Source organism: Acinetobacter sp. IK40 (genome assembly GCF_035615075.1).
GTDB lineage: Bacteria > Pseudomonadota > Gammaproteobacteria > Pseudomonadales > Moraxellaceae > Acinetobacter > Acinetobacter courvalinii.
The window spans coordinates 725,293-750,183 of the sequence record NZ_JANBOE010000001.1 but is presented as its reverse complement, the minus strand read 5'-3'; the positions used below and the strand labels follow the sequence as shown (position 1 = coordinate 750,183).

23 protein-coding genes are annotated in these 24,891 nt (G+C 43.3%); 10 read left to right on the top strand and 13 right to left on the bottom strand.

Annotated features, from left to right (window positions below; translation table 11 throughout):
* Window positions 1–40: 40 nt before the first annotated feature.
* From MSG93_RS03760 to MSG93_RS03740, 5 genes are all read right to left on the bottom strand, one after another.
* The gene (locus MSG93_RS03760) at window positions 41–1,303 is read right to left on the bottom strand and encodes an FAD/NAD(P)-binding oxidoreductase (RefSeq protein WP_324620615.1); all 1,263 of its coding nucleotides are present in this window, start codon (window positions 1,301–1,303) and stop codon (window positions 41–43) included.
* Complete coding sequence (locus MSG93_RS03755) at window positions 1,303–1,533, bottom strand: 2Fe-2S iron-sulfur cluster-binding protein (RefSeq protein ID WP_005285471.1); 231 nt, start codon at window positions 1,531–1,533, stop codon at window positions 1,303–1,305. Before MSG93_RS03755 ends, MSG93_RS03760 begins: the two co-directional genes overlap by 1 nt.
* Entirely contained in the window at window positions 1,534–2,637 is a 1,104-nt protein-coding gene (locus MSG93_RS03750; protein WP_324620614.1) for an FAD-dependent oxidoreductase, read from the bottom strand.
* On the bottom strand, window positions 2,634–3,566 hold the full coding sequence (locus MSG93_RS03745) for a 4-hydroxyproline epimerase (protein ID WP_324620613.1): 933 nt from the start codon (window positions 3,564–3,566) through the stop codon (window positions 2,634–2,636). The genes MSG93_RS03750 and MSG93_RS03745 overlap by 4 nt, the downstream gene beginning before the upstream one ends.
* 187 nt (window positions 3,567–3,753) lie before the next feature.
* Window positions 3,754–4,437: a GntR family transcriptional regulator gene (locus MSG93_RS03740; RefSeq protein ID WP_005285464.1), complete on the bottom strand. Its 684-nt coding sequence runs from the start codon at window positions 4,435–4,437 to the stop codon at window positions 3,754–3,756.
* Window positions 4,438–4,858: 421 nt separating this feature from the next.
* On the opposite strand from MSG93_RS03740, the gene MSG93_RS03735 reads away from it, so the two are divergent.
* Entirely contained in the window at window positions 4,859–5,773 is a 915-nt protein-coding gene (locus MSG93_RS03735; protein ID WP_324620612.1) for a DMT family transporter, read from the top strand.
* Window positions 5,774–5,845: 72 nt separating this feature from the next.
* On the opposite strand, the gene MSG93_RS03730 is transcribed toward MSG93_RS03735, so the two are convergent.
* Together MSG93_RS03730 and MSG93_RS03725 are read right to left on the bottom strand one after the other, a co-directional pair.
* Window positions 5,846–6,781 carry a dihydrodipicolinate synthase family protein gene (locus MSG93_RS03730; RefSeq protein WP_202739700.1) on the bottom strand — a complete coding sequence of 312 codons (936 nt, stop codon included), beginning with the start codon at window positions 6,779–6,781 and terminating at the stop codon, window positions 5,846–5,848.
* 294 nt (window positions 6,782–7,075) lie between these two features.
* The gene (locus tag MSG93_RS03725) at window positions 7,076–8,464 is read right to left on the bottom strand and encodes an amino acid permease (protein ID WP_032872289.1); all 1,389 of its coding nucleotides are present in this window, start codon (window positions 8,462–8,464) and stop codon (window positions 7,076–7,078) included.
* 353 nt (window positions 8,465–8,817) lie between these two features.
* Here MSG93_RS03725 and fahA point away from each other — a divergent pair, with 353 nt between their 5' ends.
* The 4 genes from fahA to MSG93_RS03705 all read left to right on the top strand — a co-directional run bounded on the left by fahA (window position 8,818) and on the right by MSG93_RS03705 (window position 12,358).
* Entirely contained in the window at window positions 8,818–10,122 is a 1,305-nt protein-coding gene (gene fahA / locus MSG93_RS03720; RefSeq protein WP_324620611.1) for a fumarylacetoacetase, read from the top strand.
* Entirely contained in the window at window positions 10,109–10,741 is a 633-nt protein-coding gene (gene maiA / locus MSG93_RS03715) for a maleylacetoacetate isomerase (RefSeq protein ID WP_324620610.1), read from the top strand. Before fahA ends, maiA begins: the two co-directional genes overlap by 14 nt.
* 19 nt (window positions 10,742–10,760) lie before the next feature.
* Complete coding sequence (locus tag MSG93_RS03710) at window positions 10,761–11,309, top strand: VOC family protein (protein WP_005230124.1); 549 nt, start codon at window positions 10,761–10,763, stop codon at window positions 11,307–11,309.
* Between the two features lie 269 nt (window positions 11,310–11,578).
* Window positions 11,579–12,358: an IclR family transcriptional regulator gene (locus tag MSG93_RS03705; RefSeq protein ID WP_324620609.1), complete on the top strand. Its 780-nt coding sequence runs from the start codon at window positions 11,579–11,581 to the stop codon at window positions 12,356–12,358.
* A 65-nt stretch (window positions 12,359–12,423) separates the two neighbouring features.
* Here the strand turns inward: MSG93_RS03705 and hppD are convergent, their stop codons facing one another.
* From hppD to MSG93_RS03690, 3 genes are all read right to left on the bottom strand, one after another.
* Window positions 12,424–13,479, bottom strand: coding sequence for a 4-hydroxyphenylpyruvate dioxygenase (gene hppD / locus MSG93_RS03700; RefSeq protein WP_005230119.1), 1,056 nt, complete (start codon window positions 13,477–13,479; stop codon window positions 12,424–12,426).
* A 516-nt stretch (window positions 13,480–13,995) separates the two neighbouring features.
* Window positions 13,996–14,658 (bottom strand): hypothetical protein, encoded by a 663-nt coding sequence (locus MSG93_RS03695; protein ID WP_324620608.1) that lies wholly within the window; start codon window positions 14,656–14,658, stop codon window positions 13,996–13,998.
* 11 nt (window positions 14,659–14,669) lie between these two features.
* Window positions 14,670–15,635 (bottom strand): 5'/3'-nucleotidase SurE, encoded by a 966-nt coding sequence (locus MSG93_RS03690; RefSeq protein ID WP_324620607.1) that lies wholly within the window; start codon window positions 15,633–15,635, stop codon window positions 14,670–14,672.
* A gap of 185 nt (window positions 15,636–15,820) precedes the next feature.
* Here MSG93_RS03690 and MSG93_RS03685 point away from each other — a divergent pair, with 185 nt between their 5' ends.
* On the top strand, window positions 15,821–16,054 hold the full coding sequence (locus tag MSG93_RS03685) for a hypothetical protein (RefSeq protein WP_005285444.1): 234 nt from the start codon (window positions 15,821–15,823) through the stop codon (window positions 16,052–16,054).
* A gap of 46 nt (window positions 16,055–16,100) precedes the next feature.
* On the opposite strand, the gene MSG93_RS03680 is transcribed toward MSG93_RS03685, so the two are convergent.
* Window positions 16,101–16,301, bottom strand: a complete 201-nt coding sequence (locus MSG93_RS03680; protein ID WP_324620606.1) for a hypothetical protein — start codon at window positions 16,299–16,301, stop codon at window positions 16,101–16,103.
* Between the two features lie 581 nt (window positions 16,302–16,882).
* On the opposite strand from MSG93_RS03680, the gene MSG93_RS03675 reads away from it, so the two are divergent.
* A complete protein-coding gene (locus MSG93_RS03675) occupies window positions 16,883–18,097 on the top strand; it encodes an iron-containing alcohol dehydrogenase (RefSeq protein ID WP_324620605.1) in 1,215 nt (404 codons plus the stop codon).
* A 271-nt stretch (window positions 18,098–18,368) separates the two neighbouring features.
* Here the strand turns inward: MSG93_RS03675 and MSG93_RS03670 are convergent, their stop codons facing one another.
* On the bottom strand, window positions 18,369–19,790 hold the full coding sequence (locus MSG93_RS03670; RefSeq protein WP_324620604.1) for a KGG domain-containing protein: 1,422 nt from the start codon (window positions 19,788–19,790) through the stop codon (window positions 18,369–18,371).
* 377 nt (window positions 19,791–20,167) lie between these two features.
* Between MSG93_RS03670 and MSG93_RS03665 the strand changes: the two genes are divergently transcribed.
* The 3 genes from MSG93_RS03665 (at window position 20,168) to MSG93_RS03655 (ending at window position 22,645) form a co-directional block, all read left to right on the top strand.
* A complete protein-coding gene (locus MSG93_RS03665) occupies window positions 20,168–20,596 on the top strand; it encodes a hypothetical protein (protein ID WP_324620603.1) in 429 nt (142 codons plus the stop codon).
* A gap of 147 nt (window positions 20,597–20,743) precedes the next feature.
* Entirely contained in the window at window positions 20,744–21,622 is an 879-nt protein-coding gene (locus MSG93_RS03660) for an SDR family oxidoreductase (RefSeq protein ID WP_005285434.1), read from the top strand.
* A gap of 54 nt (window positions 21,623–21,676) precedes the next feature.
* Entirely contained in the window at window positions 21,677–22,645 is a 969-nt protein-coding gene (locus tag MSG93_RS03655) for a methyltransferase (protein WP_324620602.1), read from the top strand.
* Window positions 22,646–22,696: 51 nt separating this feature from the next.
* On the opposite strand, the gene katE is transcribed toward MSG93_RS03655, so the two are convergent.
* Entirely contained in the window at window positions 22,697–24,886 is a 2,190-nt protein-coding gene (gene katE / locus MSG93_RS03650; RefSeq protein ID WP_324620601.1) for a catalase HPII, read from the bottom strand.
* Window positions 24,887–24,891 lie beyond the last annotated feature (5 nt).

Below are 24,891 nucleotides of genomic sequence, written 5' to 3'. Positions count from 1 at the left end.
GAGCAGAACCGAAATAATCACTGTCCTACTCTAGAACATTTTATTTTTGATTTAAAGAACATGTCGTCATCGACATTAAGCTTTTTACCCGTGTCGGCAGTAAGGGTGGTCGAGCACTAGAAAGCGGCCAGTCAAATAAGCAAGCTGCTGCAGTCGCACAGGTACTTCCCTGACAAGCACCCATTCCACAACGTGTATGCAACTTTGCATCGATCCAGTTCGCTCTTTCAGCAACCTGATCAAACCTTACATCTTCACAGCGGCAAAAAATCGTTTCTGGACGGGCCAATGTTTTTAACTCAGAACGTAACTTGAAACTTTTCTGAAGCAAAGTGGCAAATCGTTGATAACGCTGTTTTTGAGCAAAGAGCTGACAGGCTTTTTCATATTGAGCAATTGCAGCATAACCAGCAATAGATCCTTCAACCATCGCTAATTCACTACCCCCAAAACCAGTACACTCACCTGCCGCAAAAACCTGTGGTTGCGAGCTACGCTGATATTCATCGACAACGATGGCCTGATCTTTGATCTGACATCCCAGCAACTGTCCGAGTTGGATATTCGGGACCAGGCCAAAACCGCAAGCCAGACGATCACACTCAACCTCGATAATGCCTTTTGGAGTTTGCAGTCGTACGCGTTCAAGGCGTTCTTGTCCAATGGCCTCCACAACATAACTGTCAGGTTGATATAAGCGATGAGGTAATGACAATGCCTGAAAGATTTTTGCAGGCCAACGCCAAAGCTGTAGAGCAAACTTTCGTACTGTCGAATGATTCGCCTGCTCAGCGACATATAATACCTGCGCTCCAGCTTTTTTAGCTGTATCTGCGCTAGCCAATAACAAGGGGCCTGATCCGGCAATAACAATACGCTCATCGTGTACAGGCGTACCGGCCTTGACCAAAGCCTGCAAACCACCTGCGCCTGTTACGCCCGGCAATGTCCAGCCGGGAAAGGGTAAGAAGAGTTCTCTGGCACCTGTACATAGTATCAACTGGCGATAAGTCACATTCAGACTGTCATGCGCGCGCTCAACCAGTAATTGGCCAGTAAAAGGTGCTGCGACAATCTTGGCACCAAACATAAACTCAATATTAGGTTTGGTTTGGATCTGCCTATATGTTTGTTGCGCCAGTTCTGGATCTGGAAAAATCGGCCCTGCCCGCCAAATCTGACCGCCGGCCTGAGGATTATTATCCAGTATTAATATACGCTCCCCGCTTTCAGCAGCTGCAATGGCAGCGGATAAGCCTGCGGGACCGGCACCGACAGTCACAATATCATATTCTGTTTTCATTATTGCGTTTCCACCTGCATGCCTTGCTGACACAATGTTTGGCAAGCCAATACTCTAAACCCGTTAATCTTGACACGGCACTCCTGACAAACGCCCATGCCACAAAAAGGAGTACGTTGCTCCCCACGAACAGACACACGGCTATAGGATTTTGCCTGCGCCAAAGCAGCAGCAACGGTCATTCCATCCATCACAGTCAAGCAATTGCCGTTAATAAAAAGCTGGATCATTTATACAGCTCCAATAAAACGATCAGGTAAAAAAGGTTCAGGATCAATACCGAAAGGCAATCTACAGATATGTGAAGCAATCAGCTTTGCCGTACCTGTAGCCGTGGTCACCCCGAGTCCTTCATGACCTACGGCTAAATAAACGGACCGAAAAGCCGGATGCCGCCCAATGACTGGAATGCCATCTGGTGTTGCTGCACGAAAACCCGTCCATGCCCGAATAATATTGAGATCGGCCAATGCTGGAAAATAGTCCACCGCTTCTTTAAGTACACGAGTAAAAACTTCTAGCTCGACTGTCGGATCGACAGTATTAAACTGGCGCGATGAGCCAATAAACAGCTGGCCTGTCGGCCTAGGCTGGATATTACAAGCAACTGAGATACCACTGGTGGCTTGTGTACTGGCAGCATAGGCCAAGGCCACCAGTGTATGTTGTACCTTTAATTCAGGATAACGATCGGTAATAGCCAAATGCCCCTTTTTAGGCTCAATAGGTAACTCGGGGAAAAAATCTGTCACATGAATGCCATTTGCCAGAATAATATGTTCTGCTTCCAACCAGATTCCATCACTCACTTGAACCCGATTTTCTTCAATGACAGTCACTTTGCTTTGTTGGTACTGAATCTGCTGTGGAAATTGTTTTAGTAACCATTCGGCAGCACAGGGTGCATATAGAATCCCATCATCCAACACTTCTAATCCACCATAAACACCCTGTTTTAAATGGGGTTCAAGCTGGCGAATTTCTTCGCTAGACCGGAGCTGGCACCTGACGCCTTGTGCGCTAAGTCGTTGGTATTTTTCTTCGGCAACCTGCATTTCTTCAGCGCTGCTCGCAAGCCACAAGGTTGGAATCTGACGATAGGCACATTCTTCTGAAAGCTGCTTTCCCAATGCATGCCACAACTGAACCGACCAATGACTGAGTTGGAGTTCGGCTTCCAAATCATCCATAATCACCAAATGCCCCATGCCTGCGGCTGTCGCACCTCCTAAACGCGCATCTAAAACAAGGACACTTAGACCTTGCCGTGCCAACTCATAAGCACAGGCCGCTCCGACAATACCTGCACCAATGACAATTACATCGGTGCTCATAGCTGAATACCCCAAGCAAATGGATCCTTTTCATCCATAAACAAAATGGCTTCGGCACTCATATAAGCTTCACCCCGAATCGTCGGAATTACATATTCCCCAGCCTGTTCATAAGACGCAACAAACTGACTTCCAATGATGCTGGCCTGTTTCCATAACGTTCCTGGCTCGAGTTTGCCATCGGCTGCCAAACACGCAATTTTTGCACTGGTTCCGGTTCCACAGGGTGAACGGTCATAAGCTTTTCCAGGGCACAACACAAAATTTTTACTGTCCGCCTCGGTATCACTTGTGAATAACTCGATATGGTCGATTTCCTGTCCATCCTTTCCTGTGATCCCTTGCGCGTTTAATGCTTGTCTCACAGTCCATGCGTATTCAGTCAGTTGATCTAGATGATCACTTGTAACACTTTGACCATGATCATTGATCAGGAAGAACCAATTTCCCCCCCACGCGATATCGCCAGTCACTTTTCCATACTGTGCTATTTCAACTTCAACCGCTTTTTGGTAACGATATGCAGGTACGTTGCGGACACTGACCGAACCATCCTCATGCAGGGTCGCTTCAACATCTCCTACAGGCGTTTCGATTAAGTGGGTGCCTACTTGTATTTGTCCCAGGTGTGCTAAGGAAGCCACCAAGCCAATGGTTCCATGACCACACATGCCCAAGTAACCTGTGTTATTAAAAAAAATCACGCCAGCACTGGCTTTAGGGTTAACAGGTTTACATAATAAAGCACCAACCAGAACATCATTACCCCGTGGTTCCAACATGGTCGCTGTACGGAAATGATCATATTGTTGTGACAAGATCTTACGGCGGCTTTCCATATCGCCTGAGCCCAGATCTGGAAAACCCTCAAGCACTAATCGGGTCGGTTCTCCACCTGTATGTGAATCCAAAACCTTTACTGTTTTCATCTGAATATCCTTTCATTTTTTTCTAGGATGACTCAACAGAACATATCAGGCTTGATCATTTTCGACTTAAAATATGACGAAATCGGCATAGTTTTAGACGAGAACTTTTTTAAAAATCAAAGACAAAAAAATTAGGTCATTGGACCTAATTTAACTCATAGCAATAAGGGACAAATATCAACTACACTTATTTTTTGTTCGCCTTGTAATGTGGCAGATGTTCATATAATGACTGACACACACCATTAATATGCTCTTCAATCAACCTGACCGCCAAATCAACATCTTTCGCTTTGCAGGCTTTCACAATTTCTTTATGTTCATCATTGGCTCTGGATTTACCGGATGAGACATTCATTTGTAGCCTGAGATAACGCTCAATCTTGTCGTAAATCGAACGGATCAAACTGAGCATATAGGGACGTTGTGCTGGTTCATACAGACAGGCATGCAATTGCCAGTTTAGTGTGGTCCAGCTTCCGATATCCATCGTGTCAATAAAAGCATTACAAATTTCTTCTGCTTTCCGATAAGTCTGTTCGGTCATGTTCGGCACAGCCAACTGGATCAGTTTTGTTTCCAGCATCACCCGTACCTCAAAAATCTGTGCCAGTTCCTCTTCAGAAATACGGGTAACAATAGCACCACGATTCTTTTTGAACTCAACCAGACCTTCTGTCTCAAGTTGCTTCAAAGCTTCACGAACCGGGATTTTACTGACATTAAAAAGCTTGGCAATTTCATCCTGACGAATTGGTTCACCTTCAGCAATATGTCCAGCAATAATTGCCTCTCTAATATATTTCACAATCACTTCAGACACTGAAGGTAGTGCACCTAAATCCGATACATTAAAAGATGGTAGCGTCACGGATATTCTCTTTACCTCAAGATATGACAAAAAAGAAAAGCTTTGAACTCATCCAATATATTGAAATCATAGCTTTTTATAAACATATTTATTCAATCTAGTTTAGCATTGATCAAATCAATTTTATTAATCATTTTGACCTGCGACATGAACAGATATTTTTAAAAAATGAACCATTGGTTAAAGTATACCTTATACAATTTTATTGACAAAATGACTATTCACTATGCTGAAATCGTCATCAAGATGAAGTTTTTATTCAAGTTAAAATCGTAATACACAGGCATACTCTAATTTCTTATGACGGGAAAACGTCAACTTCTCTCTTAGCACTCAACTCAGTCTTTAATTATGCACGGTAAACCATTTTACCCTGTACAACAATGTCTGCGTAAAAGCTTTCACGTTTGAGCCAATCTTTATGAATATGCCAACCAAACCAGCTTTTTGCCTCAATTATTACACTGGTTTCCTATCTGTATTATTTGCTGCTTTTTTATGGGGAAGCGCAGGCACAGCAGCTTCTTTTGCTAAGGGGATCAGCCCAATCGTCATCGCCAGCCTTTCAGTATGTTTCGGCGGCTTAATTCACGCATGTCTCAGTTTTAAAGCAATTCAAAAAAATTACCTAAAATTGGTTAATTTCAAGACCAAGATTTGCATCGCCGTCATTGTTTCAATCCTGTGCCCCTTTGCTTTTTATTCCTCTGTCTCTTTGGCGGGTGTATCGGTCGGAACTGTCATTTCAATTGGTTGCGCTCCTTTATTTTCAGTTTTGCTGGAATGGTTTTTCGACAAACGTAAGCTCTCTCTGCAATGGTTCATCAGCTTTGTTCTCGGTTTCACTGGAATTGTTTTTCTTTGTTTTTCCAGTGACCATCGCCCTCAAGATCAGGTTATTTCTTCTGAGCATATCCTAGGTATATTTTTTGGGCTGCTTTCCAGTCTCAGCTATGCGACTTACTCCTGGATCATGAAAAACCTCATTCATGAAGGGGTGGATTCAAGGGCTGCAATGGGCGTTATTTTTGGTATTTCAGCGGTTCTCTTATTTCCAACCCTGTTCATTACAGCAACTCACTTATTCGACTATGCAACGAATATCTGGGTAGCACTCTATATTCCCCTTGTTCCCATGTTTCTGGGTTATTTATTTTTTAGCTTTGGACTAAAACGTATTCCTGCCAGCCAAGCCATGACTTTAGCTTTGGTAGAAATTCCGGTGGCCACCTTATTGGCTGTCTATTTAGTCGGGGAAAGCTTGACGTTTAATAGCTATTTAGGACTAGTCTTGATTTTGCTATGCGTGATCGTGCTGACTAAAAAAAAGGACTGAGATCTAAACCAGCTTATCAGAACTAAAAAAGGCTAGATTTCCTAGCCTTTTTTTAAAATTAACAGAGCTTACTCAGATCTCAGCAGACCAATTACGATACCAGGTACGGAACAATGCATATTGCGTTTCAACATACTTGCGCTGAGATTCACTTAATGCATCTGTCTCGTTGAAATGCAAACTGTATTCTTTATCCCCATTCAGTACCATTAAGTACTTATAATAAAGAACCAGATCTGTTCCTTCATCGAATGATGAAAGTACTTCTAAAGCACCAGACAGCTCTTGAGCCAAGCGACGTGCTTTCGCATCACCTGCTGCAGCTTTTTTGCTTAAATCCACCAGCTGTAAAACTTCTTTCGGTAATGCATTGCCAATCCCTGTAATTGCCCCTGTTGCATTACAGTTCACAAAACCATGAAAGACTTGGGTATCCACACCCGCCATCAAGGTGACAGACTCATCTTGCGAAGTAATAAACTCCGCCGCATAGCGCATATCAGCCGCACCACCAAACTCTTTGAAACCGATTAAATTTGGGAATTCACGGCGTAACTCAAAAAATAAGTCAGCGCGAGTAGCGAAGCCATAATATGGGCTGTTATAAATGACCGCAGCCAGATTTGGTGCAGCTTTTAATATGGCAGAAAAATGGGCTTTTTGTGCGGCTGGAGAAGCGCCACGTGACAACACTCGAGGAATAACCATCAAACCGTGCGCACCCACTTTTTCAGCATGTGCCGCATGAGAGACTGCTTCTTTAGTATTCACTGCACCAGTTCCCACAATTGTCGGGATACCCGCAGCTACCAGACGAGCGACACCTTCTTGACGCTGAGCTTCGGTCAATAACGGCCAGTCCCCCATTGAGCCGCAATATACAACCGCACTCATTCCAGCTTCAATCAGTTCGCGCCCTTTTTTCACAAGCGCATCAAAATCAGGCTCACGATTAGGTGTACATGGAGTCATCAACGCCGGGATACATCCTGTAAAAATATTGCTCATAATTATTCCTCTATCATCAAGATTAAAACCATTCATGGTTATGCATTCGTGTGCTTCCAATTTAAAAACGGATATTAGATAAATTGGCTTACTCTACATTTTGAATATCGTATACGATATACATGAATAAAAAAAGCCCTTTCTAAAAAAGAATCTCACTCATTTATCCATCAATAGGACCTGATCTGTTATTTGCAAAGAGAATTTTCTAAAAATAATTTAAATTCAACCTTATTTTTCTTAACAAAAAGGGCTGAAAATTCAGCCCTTTTATTTACATCATTTATTCAAAATTTATGCATCTGTATTCAAGGCAACACTGGGTTGCGCATTTTTCAACTTACGCTGCTTCAAATAATACGCCAGCATTAAACACAGAATCCAGCCAGGAATCATCATCACCGCAATACGCATATCTGGTGTTAATGACATCACTACCAAGATTCCCAGCATAAAGATCATGCAAAGATAATTACTAAATGGATAGGCAATACTTGGAAATTTGGTTGTAACGCCTTGAGCCTGCATGGTTTTACGGAACTTGAGATGTGTCCACGAAATCACCACCCAGTTAATCACAATGGCAGCCACCACCAGCATCATCAATAGACCAAATGCTTTTTCAGGGAATGCATAGTTCAACAATACACACAAAACCGTCACGAAAGCTGAAAGATAAACGGCATTGGTTGGAATCCCGCGCTTATTGATATGCTTGAGGAATTTCGGTGCATTGCCTTGTTGAGCCAGACCTAATAGCATACGGCTGCTGCAATAACTGGTCCCGTTATAAACTGATACGGCTGCAGTCAGAATCACAAAGTTAAGTAAAGTCGCTACACCCTGGCTATCCAGTGAGGCAAATACCATCACGAATGGACTTCCACCTTGTGCCATCTGGTTCCAAGGAAATAATGCAAACAGAATGAAAAGTGTCGCAATATAGAAAATCAGGATACGGTAAATAATCTGATTGACGGCTTTGGGTAGGGTTTTATCCGGTTCACGCGCTTCAGCCGCAGTAATACCAAACAACTCGATGCCACCAAAGGCAAAGATAATGACTGCCATCGCCATCACTAAACCTTCAACACCAAACGGGAAGAATCCACCCAATGCCCAAAGGTTACTGATGCTGGCCTGTGGTCCTGCTGTGCCGGTTGCAAGCAAATAGGAACCAAAGGCGATCATGGCCAGAATTGCCAGAATCTTGACAATGGAAAACCAGAACTCCATTTCGCCAAAAAATTTGACATGTAACAGGTTGATACCGTTAATTAAAATAAAGAAAGCCAGTGCCGAAACCCAGGTCGGGATTTCAGGCCACCAATACTGAATATACAGGCCAATTGCACTTAACTCTGCCATACACACCAGAACATTGAGTACCCAATAGTTCCAGCCCGACATGAAGCCTGCAAATGAGCCCCAGTATTTATAGGCAAAATGACTGAATGAACCACTGACTGGCTCTTGCACCACCATTTCACCTAGCTGACGCATCATAAGAAATGCAATCAGTCCTGCAATCGCATAACCCAATATGACTGAGGGACCCGCCAGCTTGATTGATTGGGAAATTCCAAGAAACAGACCTGTACCAATCGCACCACCTAGCGCAATAAGCTGGATGTGCCGATTGCTCAGACCATGTTTCAGGTTTCCTTGCTCCTGATTTGACATATGATTATTCTCGTCCTTGTCGCGTAATTTTTTTGTCTAAAATTACGTATATCATAAATTAATCACCAATGCCTACCTCAAATCAAAAAATAATTGATTTACTTTTCAGATAACCGCGCATATAAACAGAAAATTCAATAAATAACAAATATTATGAATAATGTAATTAAATTATGTATTGCGTAATTAATTATTTTCAGTATGATAGAAATCATAAAGTCAATATTTCTTGCTTGAGACCAAGCTGCTGAATGGATAAAACGAAAAATATCTATCGTTTTTTCAAAAGCTTGAACAGAGCAAGATAAAAAATTTAATCGTTTTTACAGAATGAGAAACAAGGAAGGTACAGCATGGCACAACAATTAACCTGTTTTCTTGAGATTGATCCGCAATCAGATTTCACAATTCATAATTTGCCGTACGGTATCTTTAGCGAAACAGCACAAGGCAATCAGCGTGTTGGTGTTGCGATTGGTGACTGGGTACTCGATCTTGCAGCTTTGGAAGCAGATGGCCTACTCCACAGCAGTGTGCCGAACTGTTTTAATCAAACCACATTGAATAAATTTATCGAGACTGGTAAGCAAAACTGGCAAGCCGTTCGTAAAACCTTACAAAGCTTACTGTCTGCTGAAAATCCGGCATTACGCGATAACGCAGACTTACGCCAGAAAGCCTTATTCAAACAAGATGCCGTTACGCTACATTTACCTGTACATGTGCCTGGTTACACCGATTTCTACTCATCTAAAGAACATGCCACCAATGTGGGCACCATGTTTAGAGACCCTAAGAATGCTTTGCTGCCTAACTGGAGTGAACTACCTGTAGGCTATAACGGTCGTGCCAGCTCTGTAATCGTCAGTGGCAAAGATATTGTCCGCCCTTCTGGTCAGATCAAGTTACCGAATGAAGAACGTCCTGTTTTTTCAGCAACACGTAAGCTCGACTTTGAGCTGGAAACGGCGTTTGTGGTGGGTAAAGCGACTGAACTGGGTGAACCGATTGCGATTGAAAATGCATGGGATCATATTTTTGGAATGGTGCTCTTAAACGACTGGTCAGCACGTGATATCCAGCAATGGGAATATGTTCCGCTGGGCCCGTTCAATGCCAAGACTTTTGCCAGCGCGATTTCACCATGGATCGTCACCATTGAAGCCTTAGCCCCATTTAAAGTTCAAGGCCCGGAACAACAACCGCAACCTCTTGCTTACTTACAGGAAAATGTTGCCAACAGCTATGACATCCATCTAAGTGTTGAAGTACAAACCCCTCAAGCACAACAAGCAGAAGTGATTTGCCAGACTAACTTTAAATATATGTACTGGTCGATGGCACAACAACTCACTCACCACACCATTGCAGGCTGTAACGTGCAGGTTGGCGATTTAATGGGCTCTGGTACCATTTCAGGGCCAACTGAAAACTCTTACGGCAGCTTGCTTGAGTTGACCTGGAATACCACCAAGCCACTTCAGCTATCCAACGGTGAAACACGTGGTTTCCTTGAAGACGGCGATCGTGTGGTCATGAAAGGTTATTGTGAAAAAGATGGCATTCGCGTGGGCTTTGGCGAAGTTGCCAATACCATTTTACCCGCACGTCACTTTGCCTTTAATGAACAAAAGGACGAGCGCTATGAAACTGTATAGCTATTTTCGTAGCTCGGCCGCGTACCGTGTCCGTATTGCGCTGAACCTGAAACAGATTGCCTATGAGATCCAGCCTGTTCATTTAGTCAAAAATGAACAGCAACAGGCAAATTATGTTGCGCTGAATCCGAGCCAACTTGTTCCTACACTGATTGATCAGGATCATGCGCTTTCACAGTCACTCAGTATTTTGGAATATCTGGAAGAACAGTATCCGGAAAAGCCACTGTTGCCTAAAGATGTGATTGAACGCGCTCAAGTACGGGCCTTTGCTCAGGTCATCGCCTGTGACATTCATCCGCTGGATAATCTGAGAGTGTTGAAATATCTCAAAAATGATCTTGCGGTCAGCGATGAGCAAAAAAATCAATGGTATCAGCACTGGATTATTGAAGGCTTTAAAAGTCTGGAAAAACAGTTGCAGCATTCCAATGGGCAATTCTGTTTTGGCACACAAGCCACTTTTGCTGACTGTTGCCTGATTCCTCAGGTCTATAACGCCAAGCGCTTCAAAATAGAGTTAAGCGCTTTTCCAAAAATTGAATCGATTTATCAACATTGTCTAACCCTTCCAGCATTTTTACATGCTGCACCAGAACAACAACCAGATTGGGAATAGCGATAAAAGGAGTTTTATCATGAGCTTTGCAATTAAAAAAATTCACCATGTGGCCTATCGCTGTAAAGATGCCAAAGAAACCGTGGAATGGTATAAAAAAATGCTCAACATGGATTTCATTCTGGCCTTTGCAGAAGACCATGTGCCGTCTACCAAAGCCTTCGATCCTTATATGCATCTCTTTCTCGATGCCGGACAAGGCAATGTACTGGCATTTTTCGAACTCCCGACCCAGCCTGAAATGGGACGTGATGAAAATACACCACAATGGGTGCAACATATTGCCTTTGAAGTTGAAGACTTAGATGCCTTGATGACAGCAAAAGCACATCTGGAAGAAAACGGGGTCAAGGTGCTCGGTGTCACCAACCATGGTATTTTCCACTCGATCTATTTCTTTGATCCTAATGGTCACCGTCTGGAGCTGACCTACAATGATGTCCATGCTGATGCAAAAATTGCACGCATTACCGAAGAAATGAAGCTGGAAATGCTGGACGAATGGAGCCGAACCAAACGTGCCCCACATCATACGCACTTCCTGCATGAAGATGAATTAGGCGCCTAGTTCAGGTTCAAGCGCTCGGCATTGGGGATCTATCGCTTCAATGCCGATTTTTATTGCCTGAATTTAAGTCAGGTATCGGCTGTTCCTAGCCGATCGATGCTTGTCATACAAATATCGTGTAAGCTGATTAAAAACAATTGTATGCTTATACAATTCACCTATTTAAATCATTTAAAAAGGTGATTTCTATTTTAGCTTATGCTCAGGCATTATGTACTGCAGTAAAACGAAATACGGATCGCGAACGTATGCAGATTAAGGGTTAATGAATGATTGAAGAAAAGTTATCTGGTGGGGTTCAATCACTTGAGGTCGGTTTAGCCGTACTCAATGCCCTTTTGGAACATAACAAACCGATTATATTAAAAGAATTGTCTAGCAGACTGGATATGCACCCTGCCAAGGTTCACCGTTATCTGGTCAGCCTGATCCGCATGAATTATGCCAAACAGCTTGAAGATGGTCAGTATGCCTTGGGTGATCAGGCATGGCGTCTGGGTCTAAACTGTATTCAGCATACCGATGTATTACAACTGGTACAGCATCTGATTTACGAATTACAATACAAGATTGGTTGCGGTATCCAGATCAGTAAATGGTCGCCTAGAGGCCCGCTCGTGGTGCAGTCCATTGAGTCAAACCACCCGATTTCAATTGTCACCAAAGTGGGTTCGGTTATGCCTCTGATCAACTCCGCTGCGGGACGGGTATTTGCGTCTTATATGCCAGAGGCGATCATTAAGCCGCTTATGCTGGCTGAATGGGATAAAGCTGCACAGAACCATTACCCGATCAAACCGGGCAATTGGGATGAGTTCCTTGCCCTCAAACAAACAACACTGCAACACGGTATGGCGATCGCACAAGGCGATCTGCTGGTCGGGATCAATGCGGTGGGTTTACCAATTTTTAATGCCCATCACTCGATGGAGTTCTGTATCGTGGCGCTGGACAGTGAAATGTTCTTCTCGGTGCAGGAAGGTAGTGAAAAACTGGAACTGTTTAAACGTGAAGTGGCTGCCATCAATCAATATATTCAAACCCGTTAATTTTTAGGCAGCAAAAAAAGCCAGAAAGTGAACTTTCTGGCTTTTTCGTTTCTTCAAGTTTTAGCTTATTTGGCTTCTAATACACCACGGCGAATCTGATCACGCTCGATTGATTCAAACAGTGCCTTGAAGTTACCTTCGCCAAAGCCATCATCATCTTTACGTTGAATAAATTCAAAGAAGACAGGCCCCAGCATGTTTTGCGAGAAAATCTGTAATAACAATTTTTTCTGACCATCTTTGGTGTTGCCATCCAGCAAGATACCGCGTTTTTGCAGCTCTTCAGTTGGCTCGCCATGATCCGGTAAACGCTCTTTCAACATTTCATAATAGGTTTCAGGCGGTGCTGTCATAAACTCCATGCCTAAACCTTTTAACTTGTCCCATGTTGAAATCAGGTCATCGGTAATAAAGGCAATATGCTGGATGCCTTCACCATTAAAGTCCGCAAGGAACTCGGCAATCTGACCGTTACCCTTGTCTGAATCTTCATTCAATGGAATACGGATCATGCCATCAGGCGCAGTCAAGGCTTTCGAGGTTAAACCGGTATATTCACCTTTAATATCGAAGTAACGGATTTCCTGGAAATTAAAGATTTTTTCATAGAAGTTCGCCCAGTATTCCATACGTCCTTTATAAACGTTATGGGTTAAATGGTCGATTTCATTTAAGCCTGCGCCTTTTGGATTACGCTCGACATCATCAAAGAAAACAAAGTCATTTTCATAAATATCACGGTCTACCAGGAAGATTGGCATACCACCAATACCCTTGATTGCAGGAATATTCAATTCCATTGGACCCGCTTGTGAGTACATCGGCTCTGCGCCCAGTTCAATTGCATTTTTAAATGCCTTGGCTGCATCACGGGTTCTAAAGCCCATTGCACATGCAGATGGACCATGTTCTTTAAAGAAGAATGAAGCATAGGATTCTGGCTGGTAATTCAAAATGATATTGATATTACCCTGGCGCCATAAATAAACTTTTTTAGATTTATGCTTCGCCACCTTGGTAAAGCCGATTGTTTCAAAGATCTGGTCTAATCCATTTTCCGTCGAAACAAATTCAATAAAAGCAAAACCACATAGTTCTAATGGGTTATCTAAAATGTCCATCTAGTTTCCCTTATTTAGATTAATTCATCCGTTGTGAATGCAAATTCCCATGTTTTGTGTTGGCTAATCTAAGCTGACTCAACAAACTGGTACTACGATGCATTACGTTTAGAAAAGGTCACCGGTGTTTTTATAAGTATGTCAAAAGCATCCGTGTTGAAACCTTTCCTTCCATAAGTAAGCCCATGCAATCGTAAAGTATGAACTTTTTCTGCATAGGCCCTCAACCATAAATTCATGCTACAAGAAAGATTGAATTTATGCAATACATAATTAAATTATGTTATGTGTAATTTTATAGGTTTTTTCTTATCTGACATCAGCTGTTTTAAGCTCCATTCGGGCTAATTCTTGCAGGAGACAGAATTTAAAAAGAAAAATGCCATGAACTAAATCAGACATTGGTCTCAAGAGCAGAAAATCAGCGCTTCAGAAGCAGAATATTATTTTGAACAAAAATCAAGAAGGTCTAGAAATAAGGAATATAGAAGATGAAGGCATACCGATAACACACATTTATCGGTATGCTCGCATTTTAGGATGGAAAGGCCAAAGATCCTGAGCACCGATGCGATCTGATAACAATCTGAAAGCAGCCGGTTCCAGATCCTGATCGACCACGATATAGCCTTTTTCATTATTCTTTAAGGCTGAACATTTATTTTCAGTGAGTTGATAACTCGCGATATTTGCCAATAAGCTTTCACTGATTTTTGCTGTAAAGCGACAGTTTTGATCGAGTGAAAGCATTTGCCCTTGCGCTTTCACTTCAACTGGAATCGAACTGCCATCAGCCAAAGATAAGGCATAGCGTCCCACCAGCTCATTCACACTTAGCTTTTGATCAGCAATTTTTTCATAGTGGGCAAACTCAAGCCTAAGATTTTTATCGCTTTGATTGCTATGCCATGTGTTAGTTGCTACATCATAATGCATTACGATCTGAGCACGATCTTGCGCATCATTCAAAACCACCAGCTTGCTGCCATCCGCACCTGAATAGTATTTACCCACTGTCGGCAATTCCTGATCGGTTTCGATACTGACCGAATAAGTACCCACCGCTAAAGCAGGCACTGGCTCAGGCTTCTCGATGGGCTGTTCTTGCCGGTCATGGTTGTCATCATGACAAGCGCTCAAGGCTAAGCCAAGAAGTAATATCCATAAACAACGTTGCATTGGCCTTCCCCTTATTTAAACAGGTTTTTAAGACGGATCTTGAGCCATTGTTGCGCTGCAGGACGATGGTCATAGGCCACTTGCATTGCAGTCACTGCTATCTTGCTTTGCACCACCGCACTTTCATCTGTTGCTTGAGCTGCTGTCGGGGCACTGGAATTTATGCCAAAACCTAAACCGTATTGATTGGCACCTTTATCATCTTTACTGACTTTAAAATTAAAGTTGTACAGGTCATAGCTGCCAATTTTCGAAAACGCAAACGGCGTGCTGGTGCTTAAGTTCTTTGGAAAGTTGACATTCAATGTAATGCCTTTCGGTAATAAAGCACCCTGTCCAGCTTTATTTTGCAGCTCCTTCAATAATATGACCGTCTGTTTTGCCACAATCACGGAATTGGCATTGTTTAAGGTCTTGTCATCCACCGTATTGGAGTCTGCACTTAAGGCAATCGATGGAATGCCACGGGCTGCCGAAAATTGTACATTACCAATCGTGCCGGAATGAACCACCACCCGACCAACATTCTGCCCTTCATTGGGGCCCGACAGGACCAGATCAGGGGCTTTGCCCCAGCGCTTATTGGCAACCACATCCAGACCATACGCAGTGGCCATAACCGGTGTACCATGCACATAGTTCCAGTCGCCATTGTTATAACCGGCTTTGCTAAATGGGCCTGCGGCTGGTGCGCCAATCGCTGCTGCTCCATTATGGCAGCCATTTTCAGCCGCAATCTGCTTATCATTGTCTGCTGAAATTACGCTGGCGCTATACATCACGATCGCCCCGCCACGCCCACTTTGCGGTGAACATGGCACAGAGACCAGCACACTATGACCATTGGCCTTTAACTCGTCATACAGTGCTTTGACATTACTGGTTAAACCATCATCGTTAACAATTAAAATATTTAAAGCAAAGGTCTGCATGCTACAGCCCGCTAAAATTATTCCACCCCAAAAACGCTTTTTCATCCTTCGATCACTATGCAAAATATTTGCTAGAAACAATAGTGCTGGAATATGAAAATTTTATGACCCAACCCTCTTAAATGCTTTAGAAAACAAGCGGCTTCAAATGTGAGTGACTGTCTTAAATTCTTAACAAAGTTCGATTAGTTTAAATAAATAGTGAATGAGGCCTTAACAGAGCATTAACCATGACCGAGATATCAACCTTCGAAAAACTGACCCAACTGCTGGATGCGTATAGTCATGAACATGGGGCCCGACCGCAAAAAATTTTAATTGGCTATAAGGCCTATTATCATCTTATGGGAAATTCAAACTTCGCCACAGAAGTCACCGATTCAGCTTTAAATCCAAATAAAAGAAGATATAAAAAGATAAAAATCAAAGTCACCAAAGATGACTATCAACTTGAGCTGGAATAATGTTCTTGCCTGAAAAGGTAGGTGTTTCTATCTATAATGTATGGGCTTAGATCAGAATTTCATTTTCGTTATAATATTTTTCCAGTTCAGTAATCAACTGTTGTTTGCTATCCATACCATAGAATGCAAAATTGATTTTTTCCAGATAATTGACAATAAAAATCAGGCGACTGTTTTCATCATTCTGACGCTTCTTTTCTTGCAGGAACTTTTTATATGCGATAAACAGTTGCTCACTTTTACGCATTTTTTGCCTTCTCAAGCGCACTTTATTTTCTAGCTCAAACATATACTTTAGACCTTACTCCTTCGGAAATAAAAACCCACCGAAGTGGGTTCAGAAGCCATCAGAATGTTGTGTTAGAAAACATCAAAATTATTATTTTTATGCTCTAACCAACTATTTCTTGTTGTTGTAGAACCAGCATAGTCTGAGGTGATGACAGTTCTATGACGGATCAGATGCCTTTCCATTCCCTTTTCATTCCCTTTCCATTCCCTTTTCATTCCCTTTTCATCAGCTTAGATTTCTACACGATGTTGTTGAGCATTTTTGATGGGTATGCGATGAGGTCATTGATGACTCTTTTTCAGATAAATTACTTTGCTATAAGGCAGTTGGAGACGAATTTTTCCAGCTTTAAATGATCGAGATAATGAATAATTGAATCACGAAGTCAAAAATAGACGTGAGTACATAGGATTGGTTTCTGAAAACTCCACGCCTTTTTTTGTTTGACTTGCGTACGGGTAAAATATATACATAAATAATGATACAGGTTGTATCACGATATAAAAATACAAGAATCAAGAATAGGATTTATAACAATGTCTCATCAAATTAATCTGCCAAGAATTATGGAAATTGGCAAAAATGCACGAAGCAAGCTTCCGCTGATTCTGAAAAGTTTAGGTGCAAAAAAACCACTGATCATTACCGATAAGATGATGGTTTCACTAGGATACATCGCACAGATTCAAACAATATTAAACGCCGAACAGATTGATAGTGATTACTTTGATGAAACCATTCCCGAACCCACCTCGAGCTCGATTGAAGCAGGTGTTGAGCATGTCAAAAACCATGCTTATGATGCCATTATCGCGATTGGTGGCGGCAGCCCGATAGACAGTGCAAAAGCGATCAGCATTTTAAGCAAACACGGTGGTGTCATCGCTGATTATAAATTTCCCCGCCAAGTCAATGAAATAGGCCTTCCGATTATTGCCATCCCGACCACAGCAGGAACAGGTTCTGAATGTACACGTTTCACTATCATTACCAATGACCTGACCAGCGAAAAGATGCTCTGTGCGGGTTTAGGCTTTTTACCTGTTGCAGCGATTATCGACTATGAACTGACGATGTCACTGCCTGCGCGAACCACGGCAGATACAGGAATTGATGCACTGACCCATGCCATGGAAGCCTATGTGAGTAAAAAAGCCAGTCCCTATAGTGATGCGCAAGCAATCGCTGCAATGAAACTGATCGGACCAAATTTGCAAAAAGTGTATCACCAGTCTGGCAATGAATCTGCGCGTGAAAAGATGATGCTTGGCTCAACGTTGGCAGGCATTGCCTTTTCCAATGCCTCTGTTGCATTAGTGCATGGCATGAGCCGACCGATTGGTGCTTTTTTCCATGTCCCTCATGGTCTGTCGAATGCCATGTTGTTACCTAGCGTCACGGCATTTTCAGTTCAAGCCGCACCTGAGCGCTATGCAGAATGTGCCAAAGCGATCGGCTGTGCGGATTATGATGACTCGGATGAGGTCGCCAATCAAAAGCTTATTGATACGCTCATTAAAATTAATCGAGATTTGGCGGTACCCAGCTTAGCTGAATTTGGCGTCAGTAAAAGTGATTTTGATCAGGTGGTACAGACTATGGCTGAGCAAGCATTGGCTTCAGGTTCACCGTTAAATAATCCTGTTGTACCCAGGATTGAACAGATCATCACGCTTTACCAACAACTTTGGCAAGAACCAAAACCGGCACTGATTTACGAGAATAAACTTACCGAAAAAAGCTACACATAGAACTGATCTAAAAGGCTGAGCATGATCGCTTATCTGCCACACGATTATGCAATTGATCTGCGAGTCTTGAGGTCTATCGAATGTTTCAGAGCTGCTAGAAGCTGTTGAGCGGCCAAAAAATGAAATACCCATTAAAAAAGGATATTGAGTAAAAGACTTACTCAATATCCTTTAAGAGTGACTCAATAATGGTTTAGGCTAAAAAAGCGCTGGCCATTGTTGAATGCAATCAAAGCGCTGGCCATTGTTGAATGCAATCAAAGCGCTGGATTTAGCTGGTAAAGCGCCCGTATTCATCGCGTTTTTGATTGCCGCGCCCACGGCTGCCACGATCATCGTCTTCATCGTCGTCATCATAACGGCTGCGGCCTCGGCCACCAGAACGGCTGCCACCACGACGATCATCTTCATCGTCGTCATCACGACGGCTACGGCCTCGACCACCGGAACGGTTGCCACCGCGATCATCTTCATCGTCATCATCACGACGGCTGCGGCCTCGACCACCGGAACGGCTACCACCACGATCATCTTCATCGTCATCACGACGGCTGCGACCACGACCACCAGAACGGTTGCCACCACGATCATCTTCATCATCGTCATCACGACGGCTACGACCTCGGCCACCGGAACGGTTGCCGCGACGATCATCATAATCATCGTCGTCATCGTCATTGCGGCTGCGGCCACGACCACCTGAACGGTTACCGCGACGATCGTCTTCATCATCGTCGTCACGACGGTTGCGACCACGACCACCGGAACGGTTGCCACCGCGATCATCTTCATCGTCATCATCACGACGGCTGCGACCACGATCATCTTCATCATCGTCATCACGACGGCTACGGCCTCGGCCACCGGAACGGTTACTACCACGATCATCTTCGTCATCGTCATCACGACGGCTACGGCCTCGGCCACCGGAACGGCTGCCACCACGATCATCTTCATCATCGTCGTCACGACGGCTGCGGCCTCGGCCACCAGAACGGTTGCCACCACGATCATCTTCGTCATCGTCGTCACGACGGCTGCGACCACGACCACCGGAGCGGCTGCCACCACGATCATCTTCATCGTCGTCGTCACGACGGCTACGACCACGACCACCAGAACGGTTGCCACCACGATCATCTTCATCATCGTCATCACGACGGCTACGGCCTCGGCCACCGGAACGGTTACTACCACGATCATCATAATCATCGTCATCGTCATTGCGGCTACGGCCACGACCACCGGAACGGCTGCCACCGCGATCATCTTCATCATCGTCATCACGACGGCTGCGACCACGGCTACCGGAACGGTTACCGCCGCGATCATCATAATCATCGTCGTCATCGTCATTGCGGCTACGACCTCGGCCGCGACCACCGCGATCATCATAATCGTCGTCCTCATCGTCACGACTGCTAGAACGACGACCATTTCTATGACTTAATGAGCCTGCTTCACGTGCTTCATCAGAGGTAAATTCGTGAGCATTGCCGCGGGAATGGGCAATACGTCCCGCCTCCCGGGCTTCCTCTGTGGTAAATTCATGCGCATTTCCGCTTGCATGGGCGGCACGTCCGCCCTTACTTGCGATTTCCCGTAATCGATCTGGATCCATGCTCGCGAATCCACGGTTTGAGGTACCTGAGTTATTATCTTGATCATCGTTTCTAGAATCTTGATTAGCCATGATTATCTCTTCCTCTATTAAAATTATATAGGCCGTTATATAGCGGCTATATTCACCATAAGAGATAAAATACTTTTGCTCTAACCCCGCTATGTTTCAATACTTTTAAATGTTTCTCAGTTATATTTTTCTAAAATTCATATCTTCATGTTATCTGTGATTTTTTTAAATTATATTTTTTTAAATTACCCGCTGATTTTTACGCTTTAAATCACACAGAGATAAAAGCATTAATAAAGTCAACAAATAAACATTCATTTACAACCCTCATCCAAATAGTTAAAGTTTACATAAAAAAATACAAAGCATATGTTTAAAAAAACAATTGAATTGAAGACATTAAAAATTGGACAGAGAAAAAATTTAGGAGAGTTAAAATGAATAAAAAACAAGAGACAGATTCAGTGATAAAACTGCAATCAAGCTTTATAAGTTTGCTCAGTCCTGAAATTTTGATGGCTCATCTCGACATTAATCATAATGACTGGGTTGCCTATGACTCGGACTGGTTTTACAAAGTAGAAAAAAAAGATATTGCCTTGCCGTTCCAGCGTATCCTGTACATAACCAACAATATGAAAAATATTGAAATTTGTAGTAATGAACAGGAGTATTCCAAGGCGTTAGACGCTCAACAAGCTGCATCCAGTGATAGCACTTTGGCAATAGCTGAAAAAATAATTCGAACAATCCTCAACCTGGCAGATACCACACCCATTGAAAACTGGACTCAAGATACTGAAAACAGAACACTTGTTGAAGATATTATTGCCAGTAACCATATTAAGATTTTAGCGATTGTCTAAATGTCATTTTATAATCGTTAAAATTTATATTTTTTTACCACCTTCTACGGAAAAAATACAATTCCAACTAATCAAAACATTGTCCTTACCGAAAATAACATCTTTTTCCAAGATGATGAAAAATAATCGAAGCAAAGGACGTTAGAGATGAGCAATAACCCGAATCAATATCCAACAGCTGCACCGGCGCAAGAACAACAACACCAGCCTGGAGAGCAACAAGTTATGCATCCAGAACCTGAAATCATTAAATCCACCCATCAGGGTAGTCATAAACTTAAAGATAAAGTGGTGCTGATTAGTGGTGGCGATAGCGGTATAGGCCGTTCCATCGCGGTGTTATTTGCCCGTGAAGGTGCAGATGTCGCAATTATTTATCTTGAAGAACAACAAGATGCTGAAAAAACAAAACAACTGGTTGAGCAAGAAGGTCAGCACTGTTTACTGCTCAAGGAAGATATTAGCGATCCCAAAAGTTCAGAAAAATGTGTCGCAGAAACCCTTAAGGTGTTCGGAAAGATTAATATCTTGATTAATAATGCCGGTGTACAGTATCAACAAAAAGATCTTGGCGATATTAGTACCGAACAGCTGGAAAAAACATTTAAAACCAATATATTTTCAATGTTTCATTTAACCAAAGCCGTACTGCCTCATTTAAAAGAAGGAGACAGTATTATTAATACCACCAGTATTACCAGTTATCATGGACATGATGAATTAATGGACTATGCCAGTACCAAAGGCGCAATTACCACGTTTACCCGTAGTTTATCCAATAATCTGATGAAGCAGAAAAAAGGCATCCGAGTCAATGGTGTTGCCCCTGGCCCGATCTGGACGCCCCTGATTCCAAGTAGTTTCGATGCAGAAACTGTCGCAAAATTCGGTCAGGACACGCCAATGGGACGAATGGGCCAGCCGAGTGAAGTTGCGCCAGCCTACTTGTTTCTGGCGTCTGATGATGCCAGTTATATCACCGGACAGGTCATCCATGTCAATGGTGGTGAAATCGTGAATGGCTAAGTGAGCAAAAAACCTCCTTCGGGAGGTTTTTTAATAAAAACAAGAGGCTAAAACATGGATCAGCACGTGAATATGGAACTTGCACAGCAGAGGGCTTTACTGTATTTACTTAATTTTCTAAAACAAAAACATTACCGTTTTACTGTAATTACTCCGCTCAGCCATGAACGGATTTTTATGCGTAAGCAAAATTTACCCAATGAACTTCGAAGTTTAAAGGATATCTTTGGCTGGAATCTGCCCTTTTATCCACAAGATCTTGATCAACGTCTGTTTCTGATATTAAAAAATGCCCACCTGATCCGTATTGAAAACCAGCAGTGGTTGAGTCTTGTTCGGGTCGCCTCTCTGGATGATCAGTTATTTATTCATTCCGCTTTTCCAACCGTTGAAACCGATGCGGTGTTCTTTGGTCCCGACACCTATCGCTTTTATTATCATCTTAAACAATATTTGCTTACCCAGCCCCAGACGGTAAAACGCAGTGTAGAACTGTGTTGTGGTGCATCTCCGGTGGCTATTGCGGTTGCCCGCTTATTTCCTGAAACGACAGAAATTTTCACGGCCGACATCAATCCCAAAGCCCTGTTTTATAGCCAGATAAATAAAAAATTTTTAGGTGCCGATAATATTTTCCCCACCCACAGTAATTTGTTCTCTGCTCTGGAAGGTGATTTCGATTTGATTTTTGCCAATCCACCTTATCTGATGGATCTGCATGAACGTCAATACCGCCACGGCGGCAATACACTGGATGGCACGGACCTATCCTTTAATATTCTCACAGAAGGCATAAAAAGACTTACGCCTCAAGGCACGTTATTTTTATATACAGGCATTGCAATCAGCCAAGACGGCAATAAATTTTTACAAGCCGTCGATCACTGGATGCAACATTATCCAGACTTTAAATACAGTTATGAAGAAATTGATCCGGATGTGTTCGGAGAAGAGCTGGAACAACCTGCCTATCAGCATATTGAGCGCATTGCCATAGTGCTGGTCAAACTTTCTGCTGCCTGAGCAATATTTTAAACGGATATAAAAAAGCTCCATATAGGAGCTTTTTTAGTATTAGGCAGGTATGGCTTCGGCCACAGCTTCCCTGTCCCAAACACGATGATGGCGCAGTAAGTGTTTAAGCGTGTCGGCCACCTGTAGGAAATCATCCTGTAATAGCGTGCCTTCATCCGGTTTTAAACCCAACTGATCCAGTAACTCAGCTTTGTCACCCAGCAACACAACCGGTTTTAAATGTTTATAGGCTTCCAGCAAATAATGTTTGCTCACACCATCGGCTAAAACGGCATCCAGATTGTCACCATCGGCAATCACCACCGCATCATAGATAATCGAGGGTTCGGCTTTCTGCATACCGTCTGAAGGAATCACTTCATCACGTGAGCCTTTTACAGGTGCCAGCATTGGGGTCAGTAAATGCACAATGGCATTTTCCTGAATTGACCAGTTGATAATGCTACGTAAGCTCTCGGCATGGACTTTATCATGAATCAGTACCGCTATTTTACGGCCCTTGATATCCTCTGGAATAAATGCCTGCATAGACAGTTTTTCAGATTTTTCAATGCTGGCATGCTTGAAGTTTTCTTTTAAGTCTGGCACTTCAATCCCGAGATTTTGCCCGACTTGCTTGGCAAGATCAGTATCAATATTGGCCAGCACTTCCTGTACTTCACGCTCACGGATGTGTGGGCGCTGGACCTTGCTCAATTCAAAGGTATAGGCATCTACCACATGTTTTTGCTCATGCGGTGCCAAGCTTTGATAGTACAAACGGGCTTGTGAGAAATGATCCGAGAAAGATTCACTGCGCTGGCGAATTTTATGTCCATCAATGCGCTCCTGATAACTTTCAAAGCCTCCATTCTGCGCAGCAGGCGGAATCTCAATTGGCCAGTTATTATCAATCGAATTAGGTTGATAAGAGGCCTGACCTTTATGAATTTGATGCTGGTGTATGCCATCACGCTGGTTATTATGGAATGGGCAGACCGGCTTATTGATCGGGATCTGATGGAAATTCGGTCCACCCAAACGACTTAACTGGGTATCGGTATAAGAGAATAAGCGCGCCTGTAACAACGGATCATTGGTAAAATCAAGCCCTGGTACGATATGACCCGGGCAAAATGCGATCTGCTCGGTCTCCGCAAAAAAGTTGTCGACATTACGGTTCAATACGAACTTGCCAATCGGGGTAATCGGGACCAACTCTTCTGGAATAATTTTGGTTGGGTCCAGCAGGTCGAAATCGAAGCTCATTTCATCTTCCTCTTCGACAATCTGCACTCCCAGTTCCCATTCAGGATACAGGCCCTGCTCAATGGCTTCATACAGATCCCGTCGATGGAAATCCGGGTCTTTACCGGCCAGTTTTTGTGCTTCATCCCAGACCAGTGCGCTTAAACCTTGTTTAGGCGTCCAGTGAAATTTCACAAAGCGTGCTTTTTCATGTGCATCAATCAGACGGAAGGTATGCACACCAAAGCCCTGAATCGAGCGTAAATTGCGCGGGATCGCACGGTCTGACATGGCCCACATGACTGCATGCGCAGATTCAGGCACCAGTGAGACAAAATCCCAGAAGGTGTCATGGGCAGTGGCGCCAGTCGGAATTTCTCTATGTGGTTCGGGTTTAACCGCATGAACAAAATCTGGAAATTTAATCCCGTCCTGAACAAAAAATACCGGGGCATTATTCCCCACCAGATCAAAGTTACCTTCTTGGGTATAGAACTTGATGGCGAAACCGCGAATATCACGTACCGTATCAGCTGAACCACGAGGTCCCTGCACGGTAGAAAAACGCACAAAAATAGGCGTCTGTATGCTTGGATCAGTCAGGAAGCCGGCTTTGGTAAAACGTTCATTGCCTTCATAGGCCTGAAAATAGCCATGCGCACCTACACCACGTGCATGTACAATCCGTTCTGGAATGCGCTCATGGTCAAAGTGGGTAATTTTCTCACGTAAAATAAAGTCTTCAAGTAATGTCGAACCGCGTACGCCCGCTTTCAAACTGTTCTGGTTATCTGAAATCTTGACCCCTTGATTGGTGGTGAGCGCTTCATTGGTCGCATCACTTCTGACCTGGTCAAGCTGTCTGGTCTTGTCAGTTTGATTCATTTTGTCTGGTGTATTCCCAGCTAAAGCACTTTGGCTATTATTGTCTTTAAGATCGTCACTCATTGGGCTACCCTGTTTATTGTTGGCTATATAAAAATGATGAGATGTTTTGCTCATGTTTC